This window comes from Acinetobacter sp. BHS4, from assembly GCF_018454425.1.
Classification (GTDB): Bacteria; Pseudomonadota; Gammaproteobacteria; order Pseudomonadales; family Moraxellaceae; genus Acinetobacter; species Acinetobacter pittii.
Genome location: NZ_CP075323.1, coordinates 800691 through 818907 on the forward strand (window position 1 = coordinate 800691; position 18217 = coordinate 818907).

Sequence of the window (18217 nt, forward strand, 5' to 3'; positions counted from 1 at the left end):
TAAAGTGCGCCAATCTATCCTAAATTGATGCAAATTGTCAGTACTTTCATCGATTTTTTAGCAAATTTTTTGCCATATTTCCAAATAAAAAGATGAATAAAAATTCACAGTGATAAAAAAGACCTGATTTTATATAAAAATCAGGTCTTTAGATTTAAGTCTCGAGTTTAACCTATCGAATTACCATGCCTTTTGTAAGATCTCTCGGATATCTTTTAGGCTTGCTTCTTTAGGGTTGTAAATAATTGAGCCGTCATTTAGTGCTTTTTCTGCAACTTCATCGAGCTGTGCTTCCGTTACTTTGCCAGTTTCACGTAAAGTACGTGGTAACTTGGTTAAAGTAAATAAACGATCACGCATTGCTAAAATTGTTGCAATCGCTCTGTCTGCACGTTGAGTTGCTGGAGTTTGTGCATAGATATCAGCACCAGCTAACGGCAATAGTAATTCACCAATTTTCTGGCCATTTACCTGCTTATTATATTCAAGCACATACGGTAAGAATAAATTCATGCATAAACCGTGGGGCAGGTGAGCAACAGCACCTAAAGCATGACCTAAGGAATGTACAAGGCCTACCATTGAGTTTGAGAATGCAATACCTGCCATTGTAGAGGCTTGTGCTAGTTCTAAACGACCTTGTGAGTCATTTGGGTTTTCTAGGACATTAAATAGGTTTTCACTAATCTTTTTAATTCCAGCACTTGCATAAGCATCGCTGAGTGGATTGGCAGCCATACATGTATATGCTTCAACACAATGTGTTAAGGCATCCATACCTGTCATTGCAGTTAAATGAGGTGGCAATGTAAGTGTCATGCGTGGATCTAAAATCGCTGCATGTGGCATTAAGTAATAAGAAGCAAATGCCAATTTAACATTCTTTTGCGTATCTGAAACCACGGCAACCATAGTCACTTCAGATCCCGTACCTGATGTAGTCGGAATTACGAAAAATGGTTTTAATGGTTTTGGTAGGTTGTGTGCACCAGAATATTGAAGTAAGTCATCTCCACCTTCAGACACTAAAATGTTAGTTGCTTTAGAAGTATCGATAACTGAACCACCACCTACAGCAATAATCGCATCGCATTTATTCTCGCGATAAGCTTCTGCGGCAAGACGAACGACTTCTAAACTTGAGTCTGGTGGAACATCATCAAACACATGACCAATGACAGCATCAGTCGTACTGAACGCAGCTTCAATCGGGTTGAGTAGGCCATTTGCGCGCACACCTTTATCTGTAATGATGAGCGGGCGTTTTGCACCTAAAGTCGCAAGTTCAAACGGAATATGTTCTAACGCAGCATTACCAGCAATGACTTTTACAGGACAAAAGAATTCGTAATATGGTTTAGCCATGTTATGCGCTCCGCTTGAAATAGGACTTAGCTACTTTTAAGTAAATATTTGCAGCTTCGTTGAATTTTTCTTTTAGGGTGAGTTCGGTTGGGTATTCTTTGACTGCAAGAGACGCAACCAATTTAGGTAAAATAAGAGATTCCATTTTATTTAGACAGCGTACTAAGCGAATGGCAGCAGATACATCACCATCAGCAATCATTCGGTCATTAGCAAATGCTTGGGCAGTACTTTCTTGAAAAGAAAATACTAAAAAAGCATGAGTTACATGTTTGAATGTAATAGTTAAGTCTGGCTTTCTTTCAGCTCTTTTGAGTAGCTCTAACTGTTTGTCTTCTGTGACTCGAGCAAAAAATGCTGGTCCATTTGGGAAAACATTCATTGAAAGTACAAAGTGAACAGGAAATTTAGATACTTCCTCTTGTATTTCAGTGTCCACTTGACTTGCCATGACTAAGCCACGACCAACAACATCCATCATGAGCTTAACGTAGGCAAGTTGCAGAGTAGGCTTTACAGCTTTTGTCGAAATCACTCGCGTATCCCTTGTTAAAATTATGCAAAAGCAAATTTAGAGTAATTACTCTAATCCATTTTTATTTCATCGCAAAGCGATTTATTCAGTTTTGACTTCTGGGTCATTAAAGTATCCAGTGTTCTTAATATACTCAATAAAGTCTTGGCAAAGTTGAGTGAATGATGGATAAGGAGTCACCAAATCTTGTATACGCACCATTTCTAAACCAGCGTAGCCACAAGGATTGATCGTCTGGAAACCATCTAAAGCACAGTCCAGATTTAGCGCTAACCCATGGTAGCTACGACCACGACGAATTTTAAAACCTAAGGAACCAATCTTACGGCCATCTACATATACTCCTGGTGCATCAGGCTTAGCATACGCTTCAATTCCGTATTTTTTTAAAACATCTATCATGAATTGTTCAGCAAAACTGACCAATGTGCGTACGTTCCATTTTAGACGATTAAGATCAAACATGAAGTAAGCCACAAGTTGACCGGGTCCATGCCACGTCACTTGTCCACCACGGTCAGTTTGCACTATAGGAATATCTGATGAAATTAAGATGTGTTCAGGTTTACCAGCTTGGCCTTGAGTTAAAACATTATGATGTTGAAGTAACCATAACTCATCAGGCGTATCTTGATCTCGCTCATTTGTTAAGAGTTTCATGGTTTCAAACTTGCTTTGATAATCTTGTAAATCGTTCCATTGCCGAATGATTAAATTAGGTTTATCAAGGCTCATCACAATCTCTTCCTATAATTAGTTTATGCGGCGCCCAGTTAATATCTACTAGATAAAAGCCGAAAACCTTGTAATTTTAAAGGATTTTATAAAAGGAATTCTAAATATTTGTAAGGTTTTTCATGGTAAGGAAGTTATAAAATTTCCAAAAAAATACCACAGTAAGAATGCTTGACTGTGGTATTGATTGAAGAACTTAAAATTAAAGCGCAGTTCTAATCTGCGGACAAGCAGCCAAGTCAGCATAAAGTGCATGAACTTGTTCCAATTCTTCAAAGCGCAATTGTGCTGTTAAAGAATGATACTTACCGGTGCGAGATTCTTGAACTTTTAATGTTGAGTGGTCGAAGTCTGGAAAATGTTTTACCAAAATATCGACTACAGCAACACGTAATTCTTCACCCGCATCGCCAATAAGTTTAATTGGATAATCCATCGGAAATACCCAAAGATGTTCTTGTAGTTCGCGAGATGGAGTGCGGTCTAACATAAGTTACCTCATGATTTGAAACGCCTGCATTATCGCAGGCGTTTATAGCTCTTTCTATTAAATGGGGCTTGGTTTTGAAATTTCAAGCTTTCAAAACTTAGTCATTTTCCAAGAAAGAACGTAAGTGTTCAGAACGAGAAGGGTGACGTAATTTACGTAATGCTTTCGCTTCAATCTGACGGATACGTTCACGCGTTACATCAAATTGTTTACCAACTTCTTCAAGTGTGTGATCGGTTGGCATATCAATACCAAAACGCATCTTTAATACTTTTGCTTCACGTTCAGTTAAGTTTTCCAATACTTCACGAGTTGCTTCTTTTAAGCCTTCTGAAGTCGCAGCATCAATTGGAGAAGTGATGTTTTGATCTTCAATGAAATCCCCAAGATGTGAATCTTCATCATCACCAATAGGTGTTTCCATCGAAATCGGTTCTTTAGCAATTTTAAGTACTTTACGAACCTTAACTTCATCCATTTCTAAACGTTCACCTAATTCTTCAGGTGTTGGTTCACGGCCCATTTCTTGTAACAATTGACGAGATACACGGTTGATCTTGTTAATCGTTTCAATCATGTGTACTGGAATACGGATTGTACGAGCCTGATCGGCAATCGAACGAGTAATCGCCTGACGAATCCACCAAGTTGCATAAGTCGAGAATTTATAACCACGACGGTATTCAAACTTGTCTACGGCTTTCATCAAACCAATGTTCCCTTCTTGAATCAAGTCAAGGAACTGTAAACCACGGTTGGTATATTTTTTCGCAATTGAAATTACCAAACGGAGGTTGGCTTCCACCATTTCTTTCTTAGCACGGCGTGCTTTCGCTTCGCCAATTGCCATACGCTTCGAGATATCTTTAATTTCAGCAACGCTTAAACTAAGTTCTTTCTCAATATCTGCAATTTTTTGCTGGAATGCTAAAACATCTGGACGAACTTTTTCTAAATGTGCCTTGATTTCAGCAGGGGCTTTAGCAATTTGTTCATCTAACCAAGCTGGATTAGATTCTTGTTTAGGGAAAGATGTACGGAATTGAGTACGGTCCATACGGCCACGACGTACTGCATAACGCATGATTTCACGTTCATTGGCACGAATTTGCTCATGTGTACCACGAATCATTTCAGAGATGATGTCAAATAAACGTGGTGTAAATTTAAACATCATGAACACAGTAGCTAAAGCTTCTAAAGCTTCTTCAGCCTCTGGACTGTTACGACCATGTTTTTCAACAACAGCTTTTGTTTTAGCCCAAGCAGCTTCTAGTTCAGTAAAACGAACTTTTGCAACTTCAGGGTCTGGACCTGAATCACCTTCAGAGTCATCATCACCTTCAGACTCTTCTTCTTCATCGTCATCATCAAGCTTAACTTCTTTCGTTGATTTTGAAGATGATTCGTCTTCTTCTTCAAGTTCTTCAACTTCTTCTAAAACTTCTGGAATATCTTCATCAGTTTCAGGATCGAGGTAGCCTGATAAAATATCTGCAAGACGGCGTTCGCCAGTTAAAAAATCATTATATTCTTTTAATACAACTTCAACAGCATTTGGCCAGTAAGCAATTGAATTAAGGACATCACGGATACCTTCTTCAATACGTTTGGCAATGCTGATTTCACCTTCACGGGTTAACAGTTCAACTGTACCCATTTCACGCATGTACATACGTACAGGATCTGTCGTACGCCCAGGCTCATTTTCAACCGATGCAAGTACGGCAGCAGCTTCTTCTTCAGCAACCTCATCAGTTGCGTCAGCCGACTCACCGAACATGGTATCGTCAGATTCAGGTGCACGCTCGTGTACAGGAATACCAACGTCTTGAAGCATTTGGATGATGTCTTCAATCTGTTCGCTTTCAGTAATCGAGTCCGGCAGATGATCGTTAACCTCAGCGTAAGTTAAGTAACCTTGTTCTTTGCCTCGGCTAATCAGAGCCGCTACTTGAGAAGTAGGGGAATGCATATCGCTCATCTTTGCTTACTCTTTGTTGAATCTGTGGCAGTGAAAAACCGTGCATGATAGCACAATTTGCTTGAAATGTTTTGGCTTTGATCAGTAACCGTTAAATAAAAAATCTTTGAATTCACGTCTGTTTTTTGAATATTGGGATAAAATCATTTTTTTCAAGCTTAAATCATCGAAAAAATCATAGAATTTTTTTTGATCAAAAAAATAGTTCAGCTTTATAAATACACAATTTTTTGGGTGAAAAAAAGTACAAATATGCAGTTTAATGAAAAAAATATAAATAAAACTTGACACGATTTAATAACCAAGATAAATAGCGGCTAGACCCATTCACATTTTTTCATTAGAGGTAGTTTTAGTGTCTTCTACAGATTTTGAATTAGATGATAACTACGGTGATGATGATGATGTCGGTTTTGATGAGTCATCAGGCAAAATCACTGCGAAAGAATCATTAGAAAAACGTAGATTAATTGATGATCTATTGGCTCAACGCCGTTTAGAGCGTGAGTTAAAAGATTTTGATTACGATTTAGACGATGATGATCTTGATGATGAAGACTAATCAAATCTGAATAGGGCATCGTCAGCTTAGATGCTATGCTATCGTAGAGTTCTTTTTTATAGTCAGGTAACACAATGAGTGCGTTAGATTTAGACCAATTAAGTGAATATCTAGATGGAGACCACAATGAGTATGGTCTGGATTTCGCTGCAACTCATGGTTTTCTGTGTGCAATTGCAGTAGGCCCTCAGTTTGATCGTTGGTTAGATGAATTATTTGATAATAACCATAAAAAAGTCCCTGCCGAAATTATTCAGCAGATCAAAGCGTGGTTAGAGTCAATTCGACAAGACTTAGCAAATGAAAATGGAATTGAATTTCCGTTTGAAATTGAAGAAGCTGATGTTGAGTCTAGCTTAGGCGACTGGAGTGTTGGATTTGTTGATGCGATGTTCTTAAATGAAGATGCATGGTTTGCACCTGAATATGAAGAACAATTAATTGATTTAACTTTACCAATGATGGTGTTTAGTGGAATTGATGAAGAAGATCCACAGATGGAATCTTTCCGTCGTAATGGACAGTTAATGGATGAGCTGGCAGAAGAAATCCCAGATAATTTGAATGAATTATACTTGATGTATCATACGCCAAATTAATTTATTAGAAGAAATAATAAATAACGTCCTTTCTAGGGCGTTTTTTATTACGAAAAATTAAGTGATATAAAATAAAAAAAGGGCAGTTAGAAATCTAAGTGCCCTTTGAAAACTATTTTATAGTTTTATAGACGTTTACGCTTTGCAGCAGCAATTTGTGACTGGCGCATACGGAAACCAGCTTTTTGCTTTTCGGTGGTCTTGTCGATGCAATAAACGCAAGAAACACCGTGTTCGTAACTTGGTAGAGCAGACTCTTCAGGAGTTAAAGGCCAACCGCAAGCATGACATTTAATATTCACGCCTTCCTCTACACCATGAGTTACAGCAGTACGTCCGTCAAATACGAAGCATTCACCTTCCCATAAACTTTCATCAGCAGGGGTTTCTTCTAAGTACTTAAGAATACCGCCTTTAAGATGGTAAACCTCTTTAAATCCTTCTTGAAGAAGTAAAGAAGTTGATTTTTCACAGCGAATACCACCAGTACAGAACATCGCAATTTTTTTGTCTTTATGTTGCTCTAATTCTTTCTTAACGTATTCTGGAAACTCACGGAATGTTTCAGTTTTAGGGTCAATTGCGCCCTTAAATGTACCCGCTTTATATTCGTAATCATTACGTGTGTCGATTAAAATTACATCATCACGTGCGATTAAATCATTCCACTCTTTAGGATCAAGATAGTGACCGACTAAGTCACGAGGTTTAACCTCAACACCTAAAGTCACAATTTCTTCTTTAAGTTTAATTTTCATTTTGCGGAAAGGTTTGTCAGAACTATGGGATTCTTTGTATTCCATAGCACTAAAGCCTTCATTGAGCAAAAATTGATGTAGTGTATCAATTGCTAAGCGATCACCAGCAACAGTACCATTAATTCCTTCACCTGCTACAATCAGAGTTCCACAGAGGTTAATTGTTTTCACTAAGTCTAATAAACGTTGTTGAAGATCGGCAGGATCTTGAACTTCTTTAAATTGATATAGTGCTGCAACAACCCAACCTGCGGTCGCTTGCTGTTCTACAGGTGCAAGCTGTTCTACAGTAGCGTTCATGGAAAACTCCAAATGTATTAAGATAGAAATTTAAGGCGCATATTTTAGCGCGAAAATTTGTAATAAGCGAGAAAACCATAAAAAGTATATGGTTTATTTAAGGAGTTTGTTTTGAGTAATGATCATCGAACGCTCTCTCTCACCCCATGTGCAGGGCGTTGTTCAACAGTTTTTGGTGATCAGGTTTGTCGTGGTTGTCGCCGTTTTAACCACGAGGTGATTCAATGGAACACTTATACGGCAGAGCAGCGTTTGGCTGTATGGAAGCGTTTAGATGATCAATTGAATCAAATCTTAGTACCGATGCTGCCTCATGTAGACTTACAGCATGTTGAGGGCTTTATTTTAAGTAAGCGTGTTCGGTTAATGGAAGGGGCGAGCCAGGGCCGTAAGCTTTACCATGCCTTAAAAATATGTGAAAAAAATAAACATTTAGCACACGAGAGTGGTTTGGGTATTTCGGAGTCTCAAGTCAAAACAATATGGGTTGAGTTTGAAAGACGTGTTTTAGCGTTGGCTAAAGCGAGCTATGAGTTGGCTTGGTTGCGAGCAGATGGAATTAGCCATCACTTGTTAACTATGTATGAAGAAGAATAAGTCTAGAGTAGAAAAAGACGTAAATAAAAAAGCTGCCTTTTGGCAGCTTTTTTTCATTAATTTTCTTTCGAATATTAACGTTTGATGTCGCGTTGAGTTTCACCAGTATAAAGCTGACGAGGACGACCGATTTTGTAAGGGCCGCTGTGCATTTCTAACCAGTGGCTGATCCAACCAACTGTACGAGCAAGAGCGAAGATTACAGTAAACATTTCTGTTGGGATACCAATCGCTTTAAGGATGATACCTGAGTAGAAGTCTACGTTAGGGTAAAGTTTACGCTCAACGAAGTACGGGTCGTTCAATGCGATACGCTCAAGTTCCATAGCAAGTGCTAATTGAGGATCGTTGATACCTAAAGCTTCAAGAACTTCGTCACAAGTTTGCTTCATTACTTTAGCGCGTGGGTCGAAGTTTTTGTAAACGCGGTGACCGAAGCCCATAAGCTTAACTTCTTTGCGTTTAACTTTTTCCATGAACTCTGCAACGTTTTCAACGCTACCGATTTCATCAAGCATCTTAAGAACTGCTTCGTTTGCACCACCGTGAGCAGGTCCCCAAAGTGCAGAGATACCAGCAGAGATACATGCATACGGGTTTGCACCAGTAGAACCAGCAAGACGTACTGTAGATGTAGATGCATTTTGCTCATGGTCAGCATGAAGCGTGAAAATACGATCCATTGCGCGAGCAAGAACAGGATTAACTTTGTAATCACGGTCAGCAGGAGTAGCAAACATCATATGTAAGAAGTTTTCCGCATAACTTAAATCGTTACGTGGATAGATGAATGGTTGACCTACTGTGTATTTGTAACTCCAAGCAGCAAGCGTTGGAATTTTTGCAATTAAGCGAATTGCAGTGATTTCACGGTGATTGATGTCTTCAATATCTAGGTTGTTATGATAGAACGCAGATAATGCACCTACAACACCAACCATGATTGCCATTGGGTGAGCATCACGACGGAAACCATTGAAGAAACGGCTAACTTGATCGTGAACCATAGTGTGAGCACGTACTTTCGTATCAAACTCAACTTTTTGTTCAGCAGTTGGGAGCTCGCCATTTAATAATAAATAACAAGTTTCAAGGTAGTCTGCTTGAGTTGCTAACTGATCAATTGGGTAGCCGCGGTGTAATAAAATACCTTTGTCACCATCAATGAAAGTAATTTTAGATTCGCATGCGGCTGTCGCCATAAAACCAGGATCGAAAGTAAAATGACCTTCTTTCAGTATGCTGCTGACATCAATTACATCTGGACCTAAAGTGCCACTGTAGATTGGTAATCCAATTTCTTTGCCATCAAGATGTAATACGGCTTTTTTGCCATTTGCTTCAGACATTCAATAGATCTCCTGTCCTGGTGAATGTTGATCTGACTCGAAATCCTAATGTTCTCATGTGCGAATCAGACGGTGTCAAAATTTGCTATAAGATTAGTGAGTACTGAAATTTTGTCAATTATACTTATGGATAAAAAATGACGTTCCCACAGAGAGTTAGTCATCAAGACCCGAGCAAAAAAGTCAGTAAAATCACTGCATCGGGATGGTATAATAAGTCAATTCAACAAGAACGTGCAGAAAAAAAATGAAGGATGAGTACAATTGTAAGCAAATTTATAAATTGCAATTCAGAATAATAAGACGGTAGAAAATGCCAATCCGCTTAAAAAAATCATAAAACTCATAATGTAATTTCAAATTTATACTCAAAAAAAATGGTATTTTTATTTAGTTGTAACAAAGAATATTGTTCTTTTTTTAAGTTTAATTGTATAAAAAATAGCTCATCAGACGACTTTAAAATCATAAGAACTGTTTTTTAATGAAATTCACTTTCGAAAAATGAGTATAGATCGCTTAATATCTATCTGAAATATAAGTCTGTTCACTTATTTGAAATGTGGCTCACATTGAAAATAGGAGGGTATTGCGATCATTTTTCTATTGATATGAGGAATTTATAACTTTATCTTTAGTCTAAAATCGGCTTATTTAAAAGAAATTTCAGAAAAAATGAAATTAAATAAAAAGTTATTTTAAACAAGGACATGATGTATGTAGGTGTGGTTTTTTTATTGACCTAATAATGTAATATTGTTTTGAATGATTCTTATTTAATGGTTTTTTGCTGAAATGGCAAAGTGGATTGTTTGTATTTTGATACTTCGCGTTTTATAATTCAGTGTCGTTTATAGGTTAGGCATGAGCTGTGCTTGCCTAACAATGCCAGCTTTCCTTGGAATTAATTCAACAAACTCCGGTCGGAGTTTCTACCTACAGGATGCCCGCTGTGAAAAGCAACAGACCTGTCAATTTGTCCATGGGTCAGGTGTTAGCGGTAAATTTACGCTCACCCGTGGCTATTGCATCAATTTTACACCGTTTATCAGGTGTCATCGTTTTCTTATTAGTACCAGTTCTCTTATGGATTCTAGATAAATCATTATCTTCACCAGAAGGATTTGACTACGTTAAAAATGTCGTTTTTGGAAATATCCTTGTACGTTTTGTTGTTTGGGTATTTGCAGCCGGCTTGATATTCCACTTTATTGCTGGAGTTAAGCACTTACTTGCAGATTTAGGTTTTGCTGAAGAACTGCAAAGTGGTCGTATTGCAGCGACAATTTCATTGATCTTATCTGTGGTAGCCATTATCGCAGCCTTTGTATGGATTATGTTCTAATGAAAAGTGCTACAGGTTTAACTGGTTCAGGTTCTCGTGATTGGTTTATCCAGCGTGTAAGTGCGGTTGTATTAGCAGCTTATACTGTTGTTCTTTTTGGTTGGATTCTCTGCAAAGGTGGATTTGACTATCAACAGTGGGCTGGCTTCATGATGACATTACCAATGAAGATTTTTTCTTTATTGGCAATTTTATCGCTTATCGCACACGCATGGATTGGTATGTGGCAAGTTTTCACTGACTATGTCACTACTCGTCAAATGGGTCCTTCAGCGAAAGGTTTACGCCTTGTACTGACGACGGCTGTCATTATTGCAGTGTTTGTGTACGCAATCTGGGGTATCCAGATTTTCTGGGCGAATTGATAGGAAGATATCATGGGCGCGATAACCCCTAAAGAAGATTATTCAAATATTCAAAACCTCACTTTCGATGCAGTTATCGTTGGTGGTGGTGGTTCTGGTATGCGTGCATCTTACCAACTTGCTCAAGCAGGTTTGAAAGTTGCAGTACTTACTAAAGTTTTCCCAACACGTTCACATACAGTTGCTGCTCAGGGCGGTATCGGTGCGTCGTTAGGTAACATGCAAGAAGATAACTGGCATTTCCACTTTTACGATACGGTAAAAGGTTCTGACTGGTTAGGTGACCAAGACGCAATTGAATTTATGTGTCGTGAAGCACCAAAAGTTGTGTATGAACTTGAACACATGGGTATGCCGTTTGACCGTAACGCTGATGGTACAATTTACCAGCGTCCGTTCGGTGGCCACTCTGCGAACTATGGTGATAAACCAGTTCCACGTGCTTGTGCTGCTGCTGACCGTACTGGTCACGCATTATTACACACGCTTTATCAAAGCAACGTGAAAATGGGTACTCAGTTCTTCGTTGAATGGATCGCGCTTGATTTGATCCGTAACGAAGCAGGTGATGTTCTTGGTGTAACAGCGATTGACCAAGAAACTGGTAATATCGCAGTATTCCAAGCAAAAGCAACATTGTTTGCTACTGGTGGTGCTGGTCGTGTTTACCGTGCATCAACAAATGCTTATATCAACACTGGTGACGGTCTTGGTATGGCTGCTCGTGCTGGTATTCCATTACAAGATATGGAATTCTGGCAATTCCACCCTACGGGTGTTGCAGGCGCAGGCGTATTGTTAACTGAAGGTTGTCGTGGTGAAGGTGCGATCCTTCGTAACAAAGACGGCGAACCATTCATGGAACGTTATGCACCAACTTTAAAAGACTTGGCTCCACGTGACTTCGTATCACGTTCTATGGACCAAGAAATTAAAGAAGGTCGTGGTTGTGGTCCAAAAGGTGATTATATCTTACTTGATATGACTCACTTGGGCGCTGACACAATCATGAAGCGTTTACCATCTGTATTTGAGATTGGTAAAAAATTCGCGAACGTTGACATCACTAAAGAACCAATTCCTGTAGTACCAACAATCCATTATCAAATGGGTGGTATTCCTACAAATATGCATGGTCAAGTGTGTTTACCTGAAGCAGGTACAGACAACTACACTAAACCTGTAAAAGGTTTCTATGCAATTGGTGAATGTTCTTGTGTATCAGTGCATGGTGCGAACCGTTTAGGTACTAACTCACTTCTTGACTTGGTTGTATTTGGTAAAGCTGCTGGTGAGCACATTATCGACTACGTAACTAAGCATCATGGTGATGAATATGCGCCACTTCCAACAAATGTATTAGAGCAAACTTTAGATCGCGTACGTAAGTTGGATGAATCAACTTCTGGTGAAAATGCACAAGAAGTTGCTGATGCGATTCGTGATATCGTTCAAGACCACGCTGGTGTGTTCCGTACTCAAGCTTTGCTTGATAAAGGTGTTAAAGAGATTCTTGCTCTTGAACCACGTGTGCGCAACATTCACTTGAAAGATAAATCTAAAGTGTTTAACACTGCACGTGTTGAAGCGCTTGAAGTTGAAAATTTATATGAAGTTGCAAAAGCTACATTAATTTCAGCTGCTGCGCGTAAAGAGTGTCGTGGTGCGCATACAGTAGTTGATTATGAATTGCCAGCTGATCACCCAACTTATTCATACGGTCGCCGTGATGATGAGTGGATGAAGCATACTTTATGGTATTCATCAGATAACCGTTTGGAATATAAGCCAGTACGCTTCAAACCGTTGACTGTTGATGCAATTCCACCAGCACCACGTACATTCTAATCGGGAGTATAAAGATGAGTAGAGGTACTCGTACATTCGAAATCTACCGCTATGATCCTGATAAGGATAAAGCGCCGTACATGCAAACTTTCAAGCTTGAATTGACTGATAAGCACCGTATGTTGCTTGATGCATTACTTGCTTTGAAGGTTCAAGATGAATCATTAACGTTCCGTCGTTCATGCCGTGAAGGTATTTGTGGTTCGGATGGTGTAAACATTAATGGTAAAAATGGTTTGGCTTGTTTATGGAATTTAAACGACCTGCCTGAGAAAATTGTAATTCGTCCATTACCAGGTTTGCCGGTTGTTAAAGATTTGGTTGTTGATATGAACCAATTCTATGATCAATATGACAAAATTCAGCCATTCTTGATCAATAACCAACCAGCTCCACCTAAAGAGCGTTTACAGTCTCCTGAAGAGCGTGAACACTTAAATGGTTTGTATGAATGTATTCTTTGTGCATGTTGTTCAACTTCATGTCCATCATTCTGGTGGAACCCTGATAAATTCTTGGGTCCTTCAGCATTGTTGAATGCATACCGTTTTATTATCGACTCTCGTGATACTGCTACTGCAGATCGTTTGGCTCGTCTTGACGATCCATTCAGTTTGTTCCGTTGTAAAGGTATTATGAACTGTGTGTCAGTATGTCCTAAAGGTCTAAACCCGACTAAAGCAATCGGTCACATCCGTAACATGCTATTAGATCAAGCGGGTTAATTCTGCACAAATAGAAAACGCGCATCCTTGATGTGCGTTTTTTTTTAATTTTATAATGTAAACTTTAGACTTTGGTCGAAAAGAGCGAGGATTTTATATATTGCACCATATATTAAAAGATAAAATCGCTTATGTATTTCGCCAATTTATAGGTGGTATGTGTCAAAAAAATCAATCGTTGTTTAAGAACATGATACGATTTGCCACAAAGTTATAGGTGAAAAAAGCGTATACTAGTGAAATTAATTTAAGTAGCACGATCTTAGATCTGTGCTTAATTTTTATGGTTAAAGTCATTTTAGAAAAGTTAATTTTAAAGTTAATTTTTCTAAAAAGATTTGCAAAAAATTGCTCGGTTTTAATCGAGTATAAGGTGAGTGATGATGCCATTGAGGGCGTTGTGATTCATTAATTACCTATGGAGTTTTCTCTCTAGGTAGTATGACGCCCCATGGTCTTGAAGACCTGTTGGGTAAGTAATGCCTTTTTTACCAATTTGGCATTATGCATCATGGGTGTGCTTAAAAGGCAGCCTGTAATATTTTTTGCAATAGGAAATGGGTCCACAAATGCAAGAAGTTGCTGACGCATTGCGTCTTGACACTGAACTTTCCGCTGATAGTGCAGCGTATATTGAAGAACTTTACGAGCAGTACCTGACTTCCCCAACCTCTGTAGCTGAGGACTGGCGCCAATATTTCGATAAATATCCAAAGGGTGACCAACCACACAGCGCTGTGCGTGAGCAATTCCTATTACTAGGACGTAATGCTAACCGTGTTCAACCTGTTGTACAAAGTACTGTAAGTACTGAGCATGAGCGTCGTCAAATTGGCGTTTTACAACTTATTGCTGCTTATCGTAATCGCGGACATCAAAAAGCTAAATTAGATCCATTAGGTCTTGCTAAGCGTGAAGAGATTCCAGATTTAGATCTTTCAGCTCACGGTTTAACCAAATCAGATTTAGACACTGTATTTAATACCGGCAATCTTGAAATCGGCAAAAGCGAAGCAACGCTTGCTGAAATGATTGAAGCAATGGAAGCAATCTATTGTGGTTCGATCGGTGTTGAATACATGCATATCGTGGACACAAAAGAAAAACGTTGGATTCAACAACGTCTTGAAAGTGCCCGTGGTAAATTCAATTACACAAATGATCAAAAGAAAGGCTTCTTAGAGCGTTTAACTGCTGCTGAAGGTCTTGAAAAATATCTTGGTAATAAATACGTTGGTGCTAAACGCTTTGGTGTTGAGGGCGGCGAATCATTTATTCCTATGGTAAACGAGATTATTCAGCGTGCTGGTGCTGTAGGTTGTAAAGAAGTTGTTATCGGTATGCCACACCGTGGCCGTTTAAACCTTCTTGTGAATATTATGGGTAAAAACCCTGCGGACTTATTTGGTGAGTTCGAAGGTAAATCAATTCATAAAAAAGGTTCTGGCGACGTTAAATACCACCAAGGTTTCTCAAGTAATGTAATGACTCCAGGTGGCGAAGTTCACTTGGCATTAGCATTTAACCCATCTCACTTGGAAATTGTTGGTCCTGTAGTTGAAGGTTCTGTACGTGCACGTCAAGTACGTCGTAGAGACATTGGCGGTGATGACGTTTTACCAGTTATTGTTCATGGTGATGCGGCATTTGCAGGTCAGGGCGTGAATATGGAAACCTTCCAGATGTCACAAACTCGTGGCTATACGGTTGGTGGTACAGTTCATATTATTGTGAACAACCAAGTAGGTTTCACAACTTCTGATCCTCGTGATGCACGTTCTACAGAATACTGTACAGACGTTGCTAAAATGATTCAGGCGCCAATTTTCCATGTAAATGGCGATGATCCTGAAGCTGTTATCTTTGCTACTCAATTAGCACATGATTTCCGTCACGAATTCCGTAAAGATGTTGTTATCGATTTGTTCTGTTATCGTCGTCGTGGGCATAACGAAGCAGATGAGCCATCTGGTACACAGCCATTGATGTATCAAGTAATTGCGAAGAAAGCGACTACTCGTACACTTTATGCTGATCAACTTGTTCAAGAGAAAGTACTTGATCGTGCTGAAGCAGACCAAATGGTTGAAGATTACCGTTCTGATTTAGAAGCGGGTAATCATGTAGCAAATGCATTGATTCTTGAACCAAATACCAAAATGTTTGTTGATTGGACGCCATATTTGGGCCATGACTACACAGACGATTGGGATACTTCATTTGACTTAAATCGCTTAAAAGAATTAGGCGAGGGCATGAGCAAACTTCCTGAAGGGTTTGTAATGCAGCGTCAGGTTCAAAAAGTAATTGAAGACCGCGTAAAAATGCAAACTGGTGAAACTCCTTTAAACTGGGGTGCAGCAGAAACTTTAGCTTATGCAACTTTATTAGATGAAGATTATCTAGTTCGTATTACTGGTGAAGACGTGGGTCGTGGTACCTTCTCACACCGTCATGCGAAATTGCATAACCAAGCTGATGGTTCAACTTACATTCCACTTTGTCATGTGAAAGAGAACCAACCACGTTTTGCGATTTACGACTCTCTTTTATCTGAAGAAGCAGTTCTTGCATTCGAATATGGTTACGCAACTACAATTCCTAAGAGCTTGATTATTTGGGAAGCACAATTTGGTGACTTCGTAAACTGTGCTCAAGTTGTGATTGACCAGTTTATTGCTTCTGGTGAGACTAAGTGGGAACGTGTTTGTGGTTTAACAATGTTGTTACCGCACGGTTTCGAAGGTCAAGGCCCAGAGCACTCATCAGCTCGTTTAGAACGTTTCTTACAGTTATGTGCTGAAGACAACATGCAAGTGATCACTCCAACGACACCTGCACAGATTTTCCATGCATTACGTCGTCAAGCTGTACGCCCAATTCGTAAGCCATTGATTGTAATGTCACCGAAATCTTTACTTCGTCATAAACTTGCGACTTCTACTTTAGAAGAGCTTGCGAATGGTTCATTCCAAACTGTAATTGACGAAATCGATCAAATTAACAAGTCAGATGTAACTCGTCTTGTACTTTGTGGCGGTAAAGTTTATTACGACTTACTTGAAAAACGTCGTGAACAAAACTTAACTAATGTCGCAATTGTACGTATTGAACAGTTGTATCCATATCCAGAGCAACGTCTTGCGGAAATCTTGGCTGCATATCCAAACGTGAAAGAACTTGTTTGGGCACAAGAAGAGCCGAAGAACCAAGGCGCATGGTTATTTATCGCACCGCGTTTATATGACGATATCTTAAAATCTGGCAAACAAATCCGTATCAGTTTTGCAGGTCGTGAAGCTTCTGCTGCACCAGCTTGTGGCTCACCGTACTTGCATGCAAAACAACAAGCTCAGCTAATTAATGATGCATTGGCAATCGAAGCTGAACAATCAGGAGATTCTCAATAATGGCAACCGAAATTAAAGCACCGGTATTCCCAGAGTCTGTTGCAGATGGAACCATCGCAACTTGGCACAAAAAGGTGGGTGAACCTGTATCACGTGATGAAGTAATCTGTGATATTGAAACCGACAAAGTTGTTTTAGAAGTTGTTGCTCCTGCTGATGGTAGCTTAGTTGCAATCATTAAAGATGAAGGCGATACAGTTCTTTCTGACGAAGTTATTGCTCAGTTTGAAGCTGGTGCTGGTGCAGCAGCTGCTGCTCCTGCAGCAGTAGAGCAAGCAGTTGCTCAAACTCAAGCTGGTGCAGCGCCTGTTGTTGAGCGTACAGAAACTGTATCTGATCAAGCTCCTGCAGTTCGTAAAGCATTAACTGAATCTGGTATTGCTGCTGCTGACGTACAAGGTACTGGTCGTGGTGGTCGTATCACTAAAGAAGATGTTGCAAACCATCAAGCTAAACCAGCTGCTAACGTTACTCCGTTAAGTGTGGCTGTTGGTGAGCGTATCGAAAAACGCGTTCCAATGACTCGTTTACGTAAGCGTGTAGCTGAGCGTCTTCTTGCTGCAACTCAAGAAACTGCAATGTTAACTACATTCAACGAAGTTAACATGAAGCCAATCATGGAATTGCGTAAGCAATATAAAGATGCTTTTGAAAAACGTCATGGCGCTCGTTTAGGCTTCATGTCATTCTTCGTTAAAGCAGCAACTGAAGCGCTTAAACGCTACCCAGCTGTAAACGCTTCAATTGATGGCGACGATATCGTTTATCACGGTTACTATGACATCGGTGTTGCAGTATCTTCTGATCGCGGTCTTGTTGTACCAGTATTACGTGATACTGATCGTATGAGCTATGCAGAAGTTGAATCTGGTATTGGTGCATATGCTGCTAAAGCACGTGATGGTAAATTATCTATCGAAGAAATGACTGGTGGTACTTTCACAATCACTAACGGTGGTACTTTCGGTTCATTACTTTCAACTCCAATTTTGAATCAGCCACAAACTGGTATCTTGGGTATGCACAAAATCCAAGAGCGTCCTATGGCTGTAAATGGTCAAGTTGAAATCTTGCCAATGATGTATTTAGCACTTTCTTATGACCACCGTATGATCGATGGTAAAGAAGCTGTAGGTTTCTTGGTAGCAATCAAAGAATTGTTAGAAGAGCCAGCTAAACTCATCCTTGATCTTTAATTTCTTCGAATAATATTACCGAGGTAGAGTGATCCTCTATCTCGGACCATGGAG

General features: G+C 39.4%; 18 protein-coding genes. 10 read left to right on the forward strand and 8 right to left on the reverse strand.

The genetic code is table 11. The features are described from left to right. Positions 1-180 precede the first annotated feature (180 nt). The 5 genes from KIP84_RS03940 to rpoD all read right to left on the reverse strand — a co-directional run bounded on the left by KIP84_RS03940 (position 181) and on the right by rpoD (position 5109). Positions 181-1365, reverse strand: coding sequence for an iron-containing alcohol dehydrogenase (locus tag KIP84_RS03940; RefSeq protein WP_057070529.1), 1185 nt, complete (start codon positions 1363-1365; stop codon positions 181-183). Between the two features lies 1 nt (position 1366). Beyond that, positions 1367-1900 (reverse strand): hypothetical protein, encoded by a 534-nt coding sequence (locus KIP84_RS03945; RefSeq protein ID WP_005072911.1) that lies wholly within the window; start codon positions 1898-1900, stop codon positions 1367-1369. Positions 1901-1981: 81 nt separating this feature from the next. Next, positions 1982-2635, reverse strand: coding sequence for a lipoyl(octanoyl) transferase LipB (gene lipB, locus KIP84_RS03950; protein WP_213689363.1), 654 nt, complete (start codon positions 2633-2635; stop codon positions 1982-1984). 202 nt (positions 2636-2837) lie between these two features. Further along, entirely contained in the window at positions 2838-3125 is a 288-nt protein-coding gene (locus KIP84_RS03955; protein WP_002116017.1) for a DUF493 domain-containing protein, read from the reverse strand. A gap of 97 nt (positions 3126-3222) precedes the next feature. Next, entirely contained in the window at positions 3223-5109 is a 1887-nt protein-coding gene (gene rpoD / locus KIP84_RS03960) for an RNA polymerase sigma factor RpoD (RefSeq protein ID WP_002116414.1), read from the reverse strand. Positions 5110-5464: 355 nt separating this feature from the next. Between rpoD and KIP84_RS03965 the strand changes: the two genes are divergently transcribed. Continuing rightward, positions 5465-5671: a hypothetical protein gene (locus KIP84_RS03965; protein WP_002116495.1), complete on the forward strand. Its 207-nt coding sequence runs from the start codon at positions 5465-5467 to the stop codon at positions 5669-5671. 74 nt (positions 5672-5745) lie between these two features. Continuing rightward, positions 5746-6270 (forward strand): YecA family protein, encoded by a 525-nt coding sequence (locus KIP84_RS03970; RefSeq protein ID WP_002116105.1) that lies wholly within the window; start codon positions 5746-5748, stop codon positions 6268-6270. Positions 6271-6395: 125 nt separating this feature from the next. On the opposite strand, the gene KIP84_RS03975 is transcribed toward KIP84_RS03970, so the two are convergent. Beyond that, positions 6396-7328 (reverse strand): rhodanese-related sulfurtransferase, encoded by a 933-nt coding sequence (locus tag KIP84_RS03975; protein WP_213689364.1) that lies wholly within the window; start codon positions 7326-7328, stop codon positions 6396-6398. Positions 7329-7439: 111 nt separating this feature from the next. On the opposite strand from KIP84_RS03975, the gene KIP84_RS03980 reads away from it, so the two are divergent. Further along, positions 7440-7925, forward strand: coding sequence for a DUF1289 domain-containing protein (locus KIP84_RS03980; protein ID WP_199986084.1), 486 nt, complete (start codon positions 7440-7442; stop codon positions 7923-7925). Positions 7926-7999: 74 nt separating this feature from the next. Here the strand turns inward: KIP84_RS03980 and gltA are convergent, their stop codons facing one another. Both gltA and KIP84_RS03990 read right to left on the reverse strand, forming a co-directional pair. After that, positions 8000-9274, reverse strand: a complete 1275-nt coding sequence (gene gltA / locus KIP84_RS03985) for a citrate synthase (RefSeq protein WP_002116327.1) — start codon at positions 9272-9274, stop codon at positions 8000-8002. Between the two features lie 343 nt (positions 9275-9617). Beyond that, entirely contained in the window at positions 9618-9743 is a 126-nt protein-coding gene (locus KIP84_RS03990; protein WP_081038721.1) for a hypothetical protein, read from the reverse strand. A gap of 474 nt (positions 9744-10217) precedes the next feature. Between KIP84_RS03990 and sdhC the strand changes: the two genes are divergently transcribed. The 7 genes from sdhC (at position 10218) to odhB (ending at position 18163) form a co-directional block, all read left to right on the forward strand. Continuing rightward, complete coding sequence (gene sdhC, locus KIP84_RS03995; protein WP_075384165.1) at positions 10218-10619, forward strand: succinate dehydrogenase, cytochrome b556 subunit; 402 nt, start codon at positions 10218-10220, stop codon at positions 10617-10619. Continuing rightward, positions 10619-10984 (forward strand): succinate dehydrogenase, hydrophobic membrane anchor protein, encoded by a 366-nt coding sequence (gene sdhD / locus KIP84_RS04000; protein WP_000833672.1) that lies wholly within the window; start codon positions 10619-10621, stop codon positions 10982-10984. Before sdhC ends, sdhD begins: the two co-directional genes overlap by 1 nt. A 12-nt stretch (positions 10985-10996) precedes the next feature. Next, complete coding sequence (gene sdhA, locus KIP84_RS04005; protein WP_002116225.1) at positions 10997-12832, forward strand: succinate dehydrogenase flavoprotein subunit; 1836 nt, start codon at positions 10997-10999, stop codon at positions 12830-12832. A 14-nt stretch (positions 12833-12846) separates the two neighbouring features. Further along, the gene (locus KIP84_RS04010; RefSeq protein ID WP_002116292.1) at positions 12847-13557 is read left to right on the forward strand and encodes a succinate dehydrogenase iron-sulfur subunit; all 711 of its coding nucleotides are present in this window, start codon (positions 12847-12849) and stop codon (positions 13555-13557) included. A gap of 283 nt (positions 13558-13840) precedes the next feature. After that, positions 13841-13969, forward strand: coding sequence for a hypothetical protein (locus tag KIP84_RS04015; protein ID WP_002116082.1), 129 nt, complete (start codon positions 13841-13843; stop codon positions 13967-13969). A gap of 157 nt (positions 13970-14126) precedes the next feature. Further along, entirely contained in the window at positions 14127-16967 is a 2841-nt protein-coding gene (locus tag KIP84_RS04025) for a 2-oxoglutarate dehydrogenase E1 component (RefSeq protein ID WP_039763331.1), read from the forward strand. After that, complete coding sequence (odhB, locus tag KIP84_RS04030; protein WP_005064561.1) at positions 16967-18163, forward strand: 2-oxoglutarate dehydrogenase complex dihydrolipoyllysine-residue succinyltransferase; 1197 nt, start codon at positions 16967-16969, stop codon at positions 18161-18163. The genes KIP84_RS04025 and odhB overlap by 1 nt, the downstream gene beginning before the upstream one ends. Positions 18164-18217: the final 54 nt, after the last annotated feature.

Excerpts from the sequence above, each read along its gene's own strand:
- KIP84_RS03940 (WP_057070529.1), bottom strand. The coding sequence starts at position 1,365 with ATGGCTAAACCATATTACGAATTCTTTTGTCCTGTAAAAGTCATTGCT.
- lipB (WP_213689363.1), bottom strand. The coding sequence starts at position 2,635 with ATGAGCCTTGATAAACCTAATTTAATCATTCGGCAATGGAACGATTTA.
- KIP84_RS03955 (WP_002116017.1), bottom strand. The coding sequence starts at position 3,125 with ATGTTAGACCGCACTCCATCTCGCGAACTACAAGAACATCTTTGGGTA.
- rpoD (WP_002116414.1), bottom strand. The coding sequence starts at position 5,109 with ATGAGCGATATGCATTCCCCTACTTCTCAAGTAGCGGCTCTGATTAGC.
- KIP84_RS03970 (WP_002116105.1), top strand. The coding sequence starts at position 5,746 with ATGAGTGCGTTAGATTTAGACCAATTAAGTGAATATCTAGATGGAGAC.
- KIP84_RS03975 (WP_213689364.1), bottom strand. The coding sequence starts at position 7,328 with ATGAACGCTACTGTAGAACAGCTTGCACCTGTAGAACAGCAAGCGACC.
- gltA (WP_002116327.1), bottom strand. The coding sequence starts at position 9,274 with ATGTCTGAAGCAAATGGCAAAAAAGCCGTATTACATCTTGATGGCAAA.
- KIP84_RS03990 (WP_081038721.1), bottom strand. The coding sequence starts at position 9,743 with ATGATTTTAAAGTCGTCTGATGAGCTATTTTTTATACAATTAAACTTA.
- sdhC (WP_075384165.1), top strand. The coding sequence starts at position 10,218 with ATGCCCGCTGTGAAAAGCAACAGACCTGTCAATTTGTCCATGGGTCAG.
- sdhD (WP_000833672.1), top strand. The coding sequence starts at position 10,619 with ATGAAAAGTGCTACAGGTTTAACTGGTTCAGGTTCTCGTGATTGGTTT.
- sdhA (WP_002116225.1), top strand. The coding sequence starts at position 10,997 with ATGGGCGCGATAACCCCTAAAGAAGATTATTCAAATATTCAAAACCTC.
- KIP84_RS04010 (WP_002116292.1), top strand. The coding sequence starts at position 12,847 with ATGAGTAGAGGTACTCGTACATTCGAAATCTACCGCTATGATCCTGAT.
- KIP84_RS04015 (WP_002116082.1), top strand. The coding sequence starts at position 13,841 with ATGGTTAAAGTCATTTTAGAAAAGTTAATTTTAAAGTTAATTTTTCTA.
- KIP84_RS04025 (WP_039763331.1), top strand. The coding sequence starts at position 14,127 with ATGCAAGAAGTTGCTGACGCATTGCGTCTTGACACTGAACTTTCCGCT.
- odhB (WP_005064561.1), top strand. The coding sequence starts at position 16,967 with ATGGCAACCGAAATTAAAGCACCGGTATTCCCAGAGTCTGTTGCAGAT.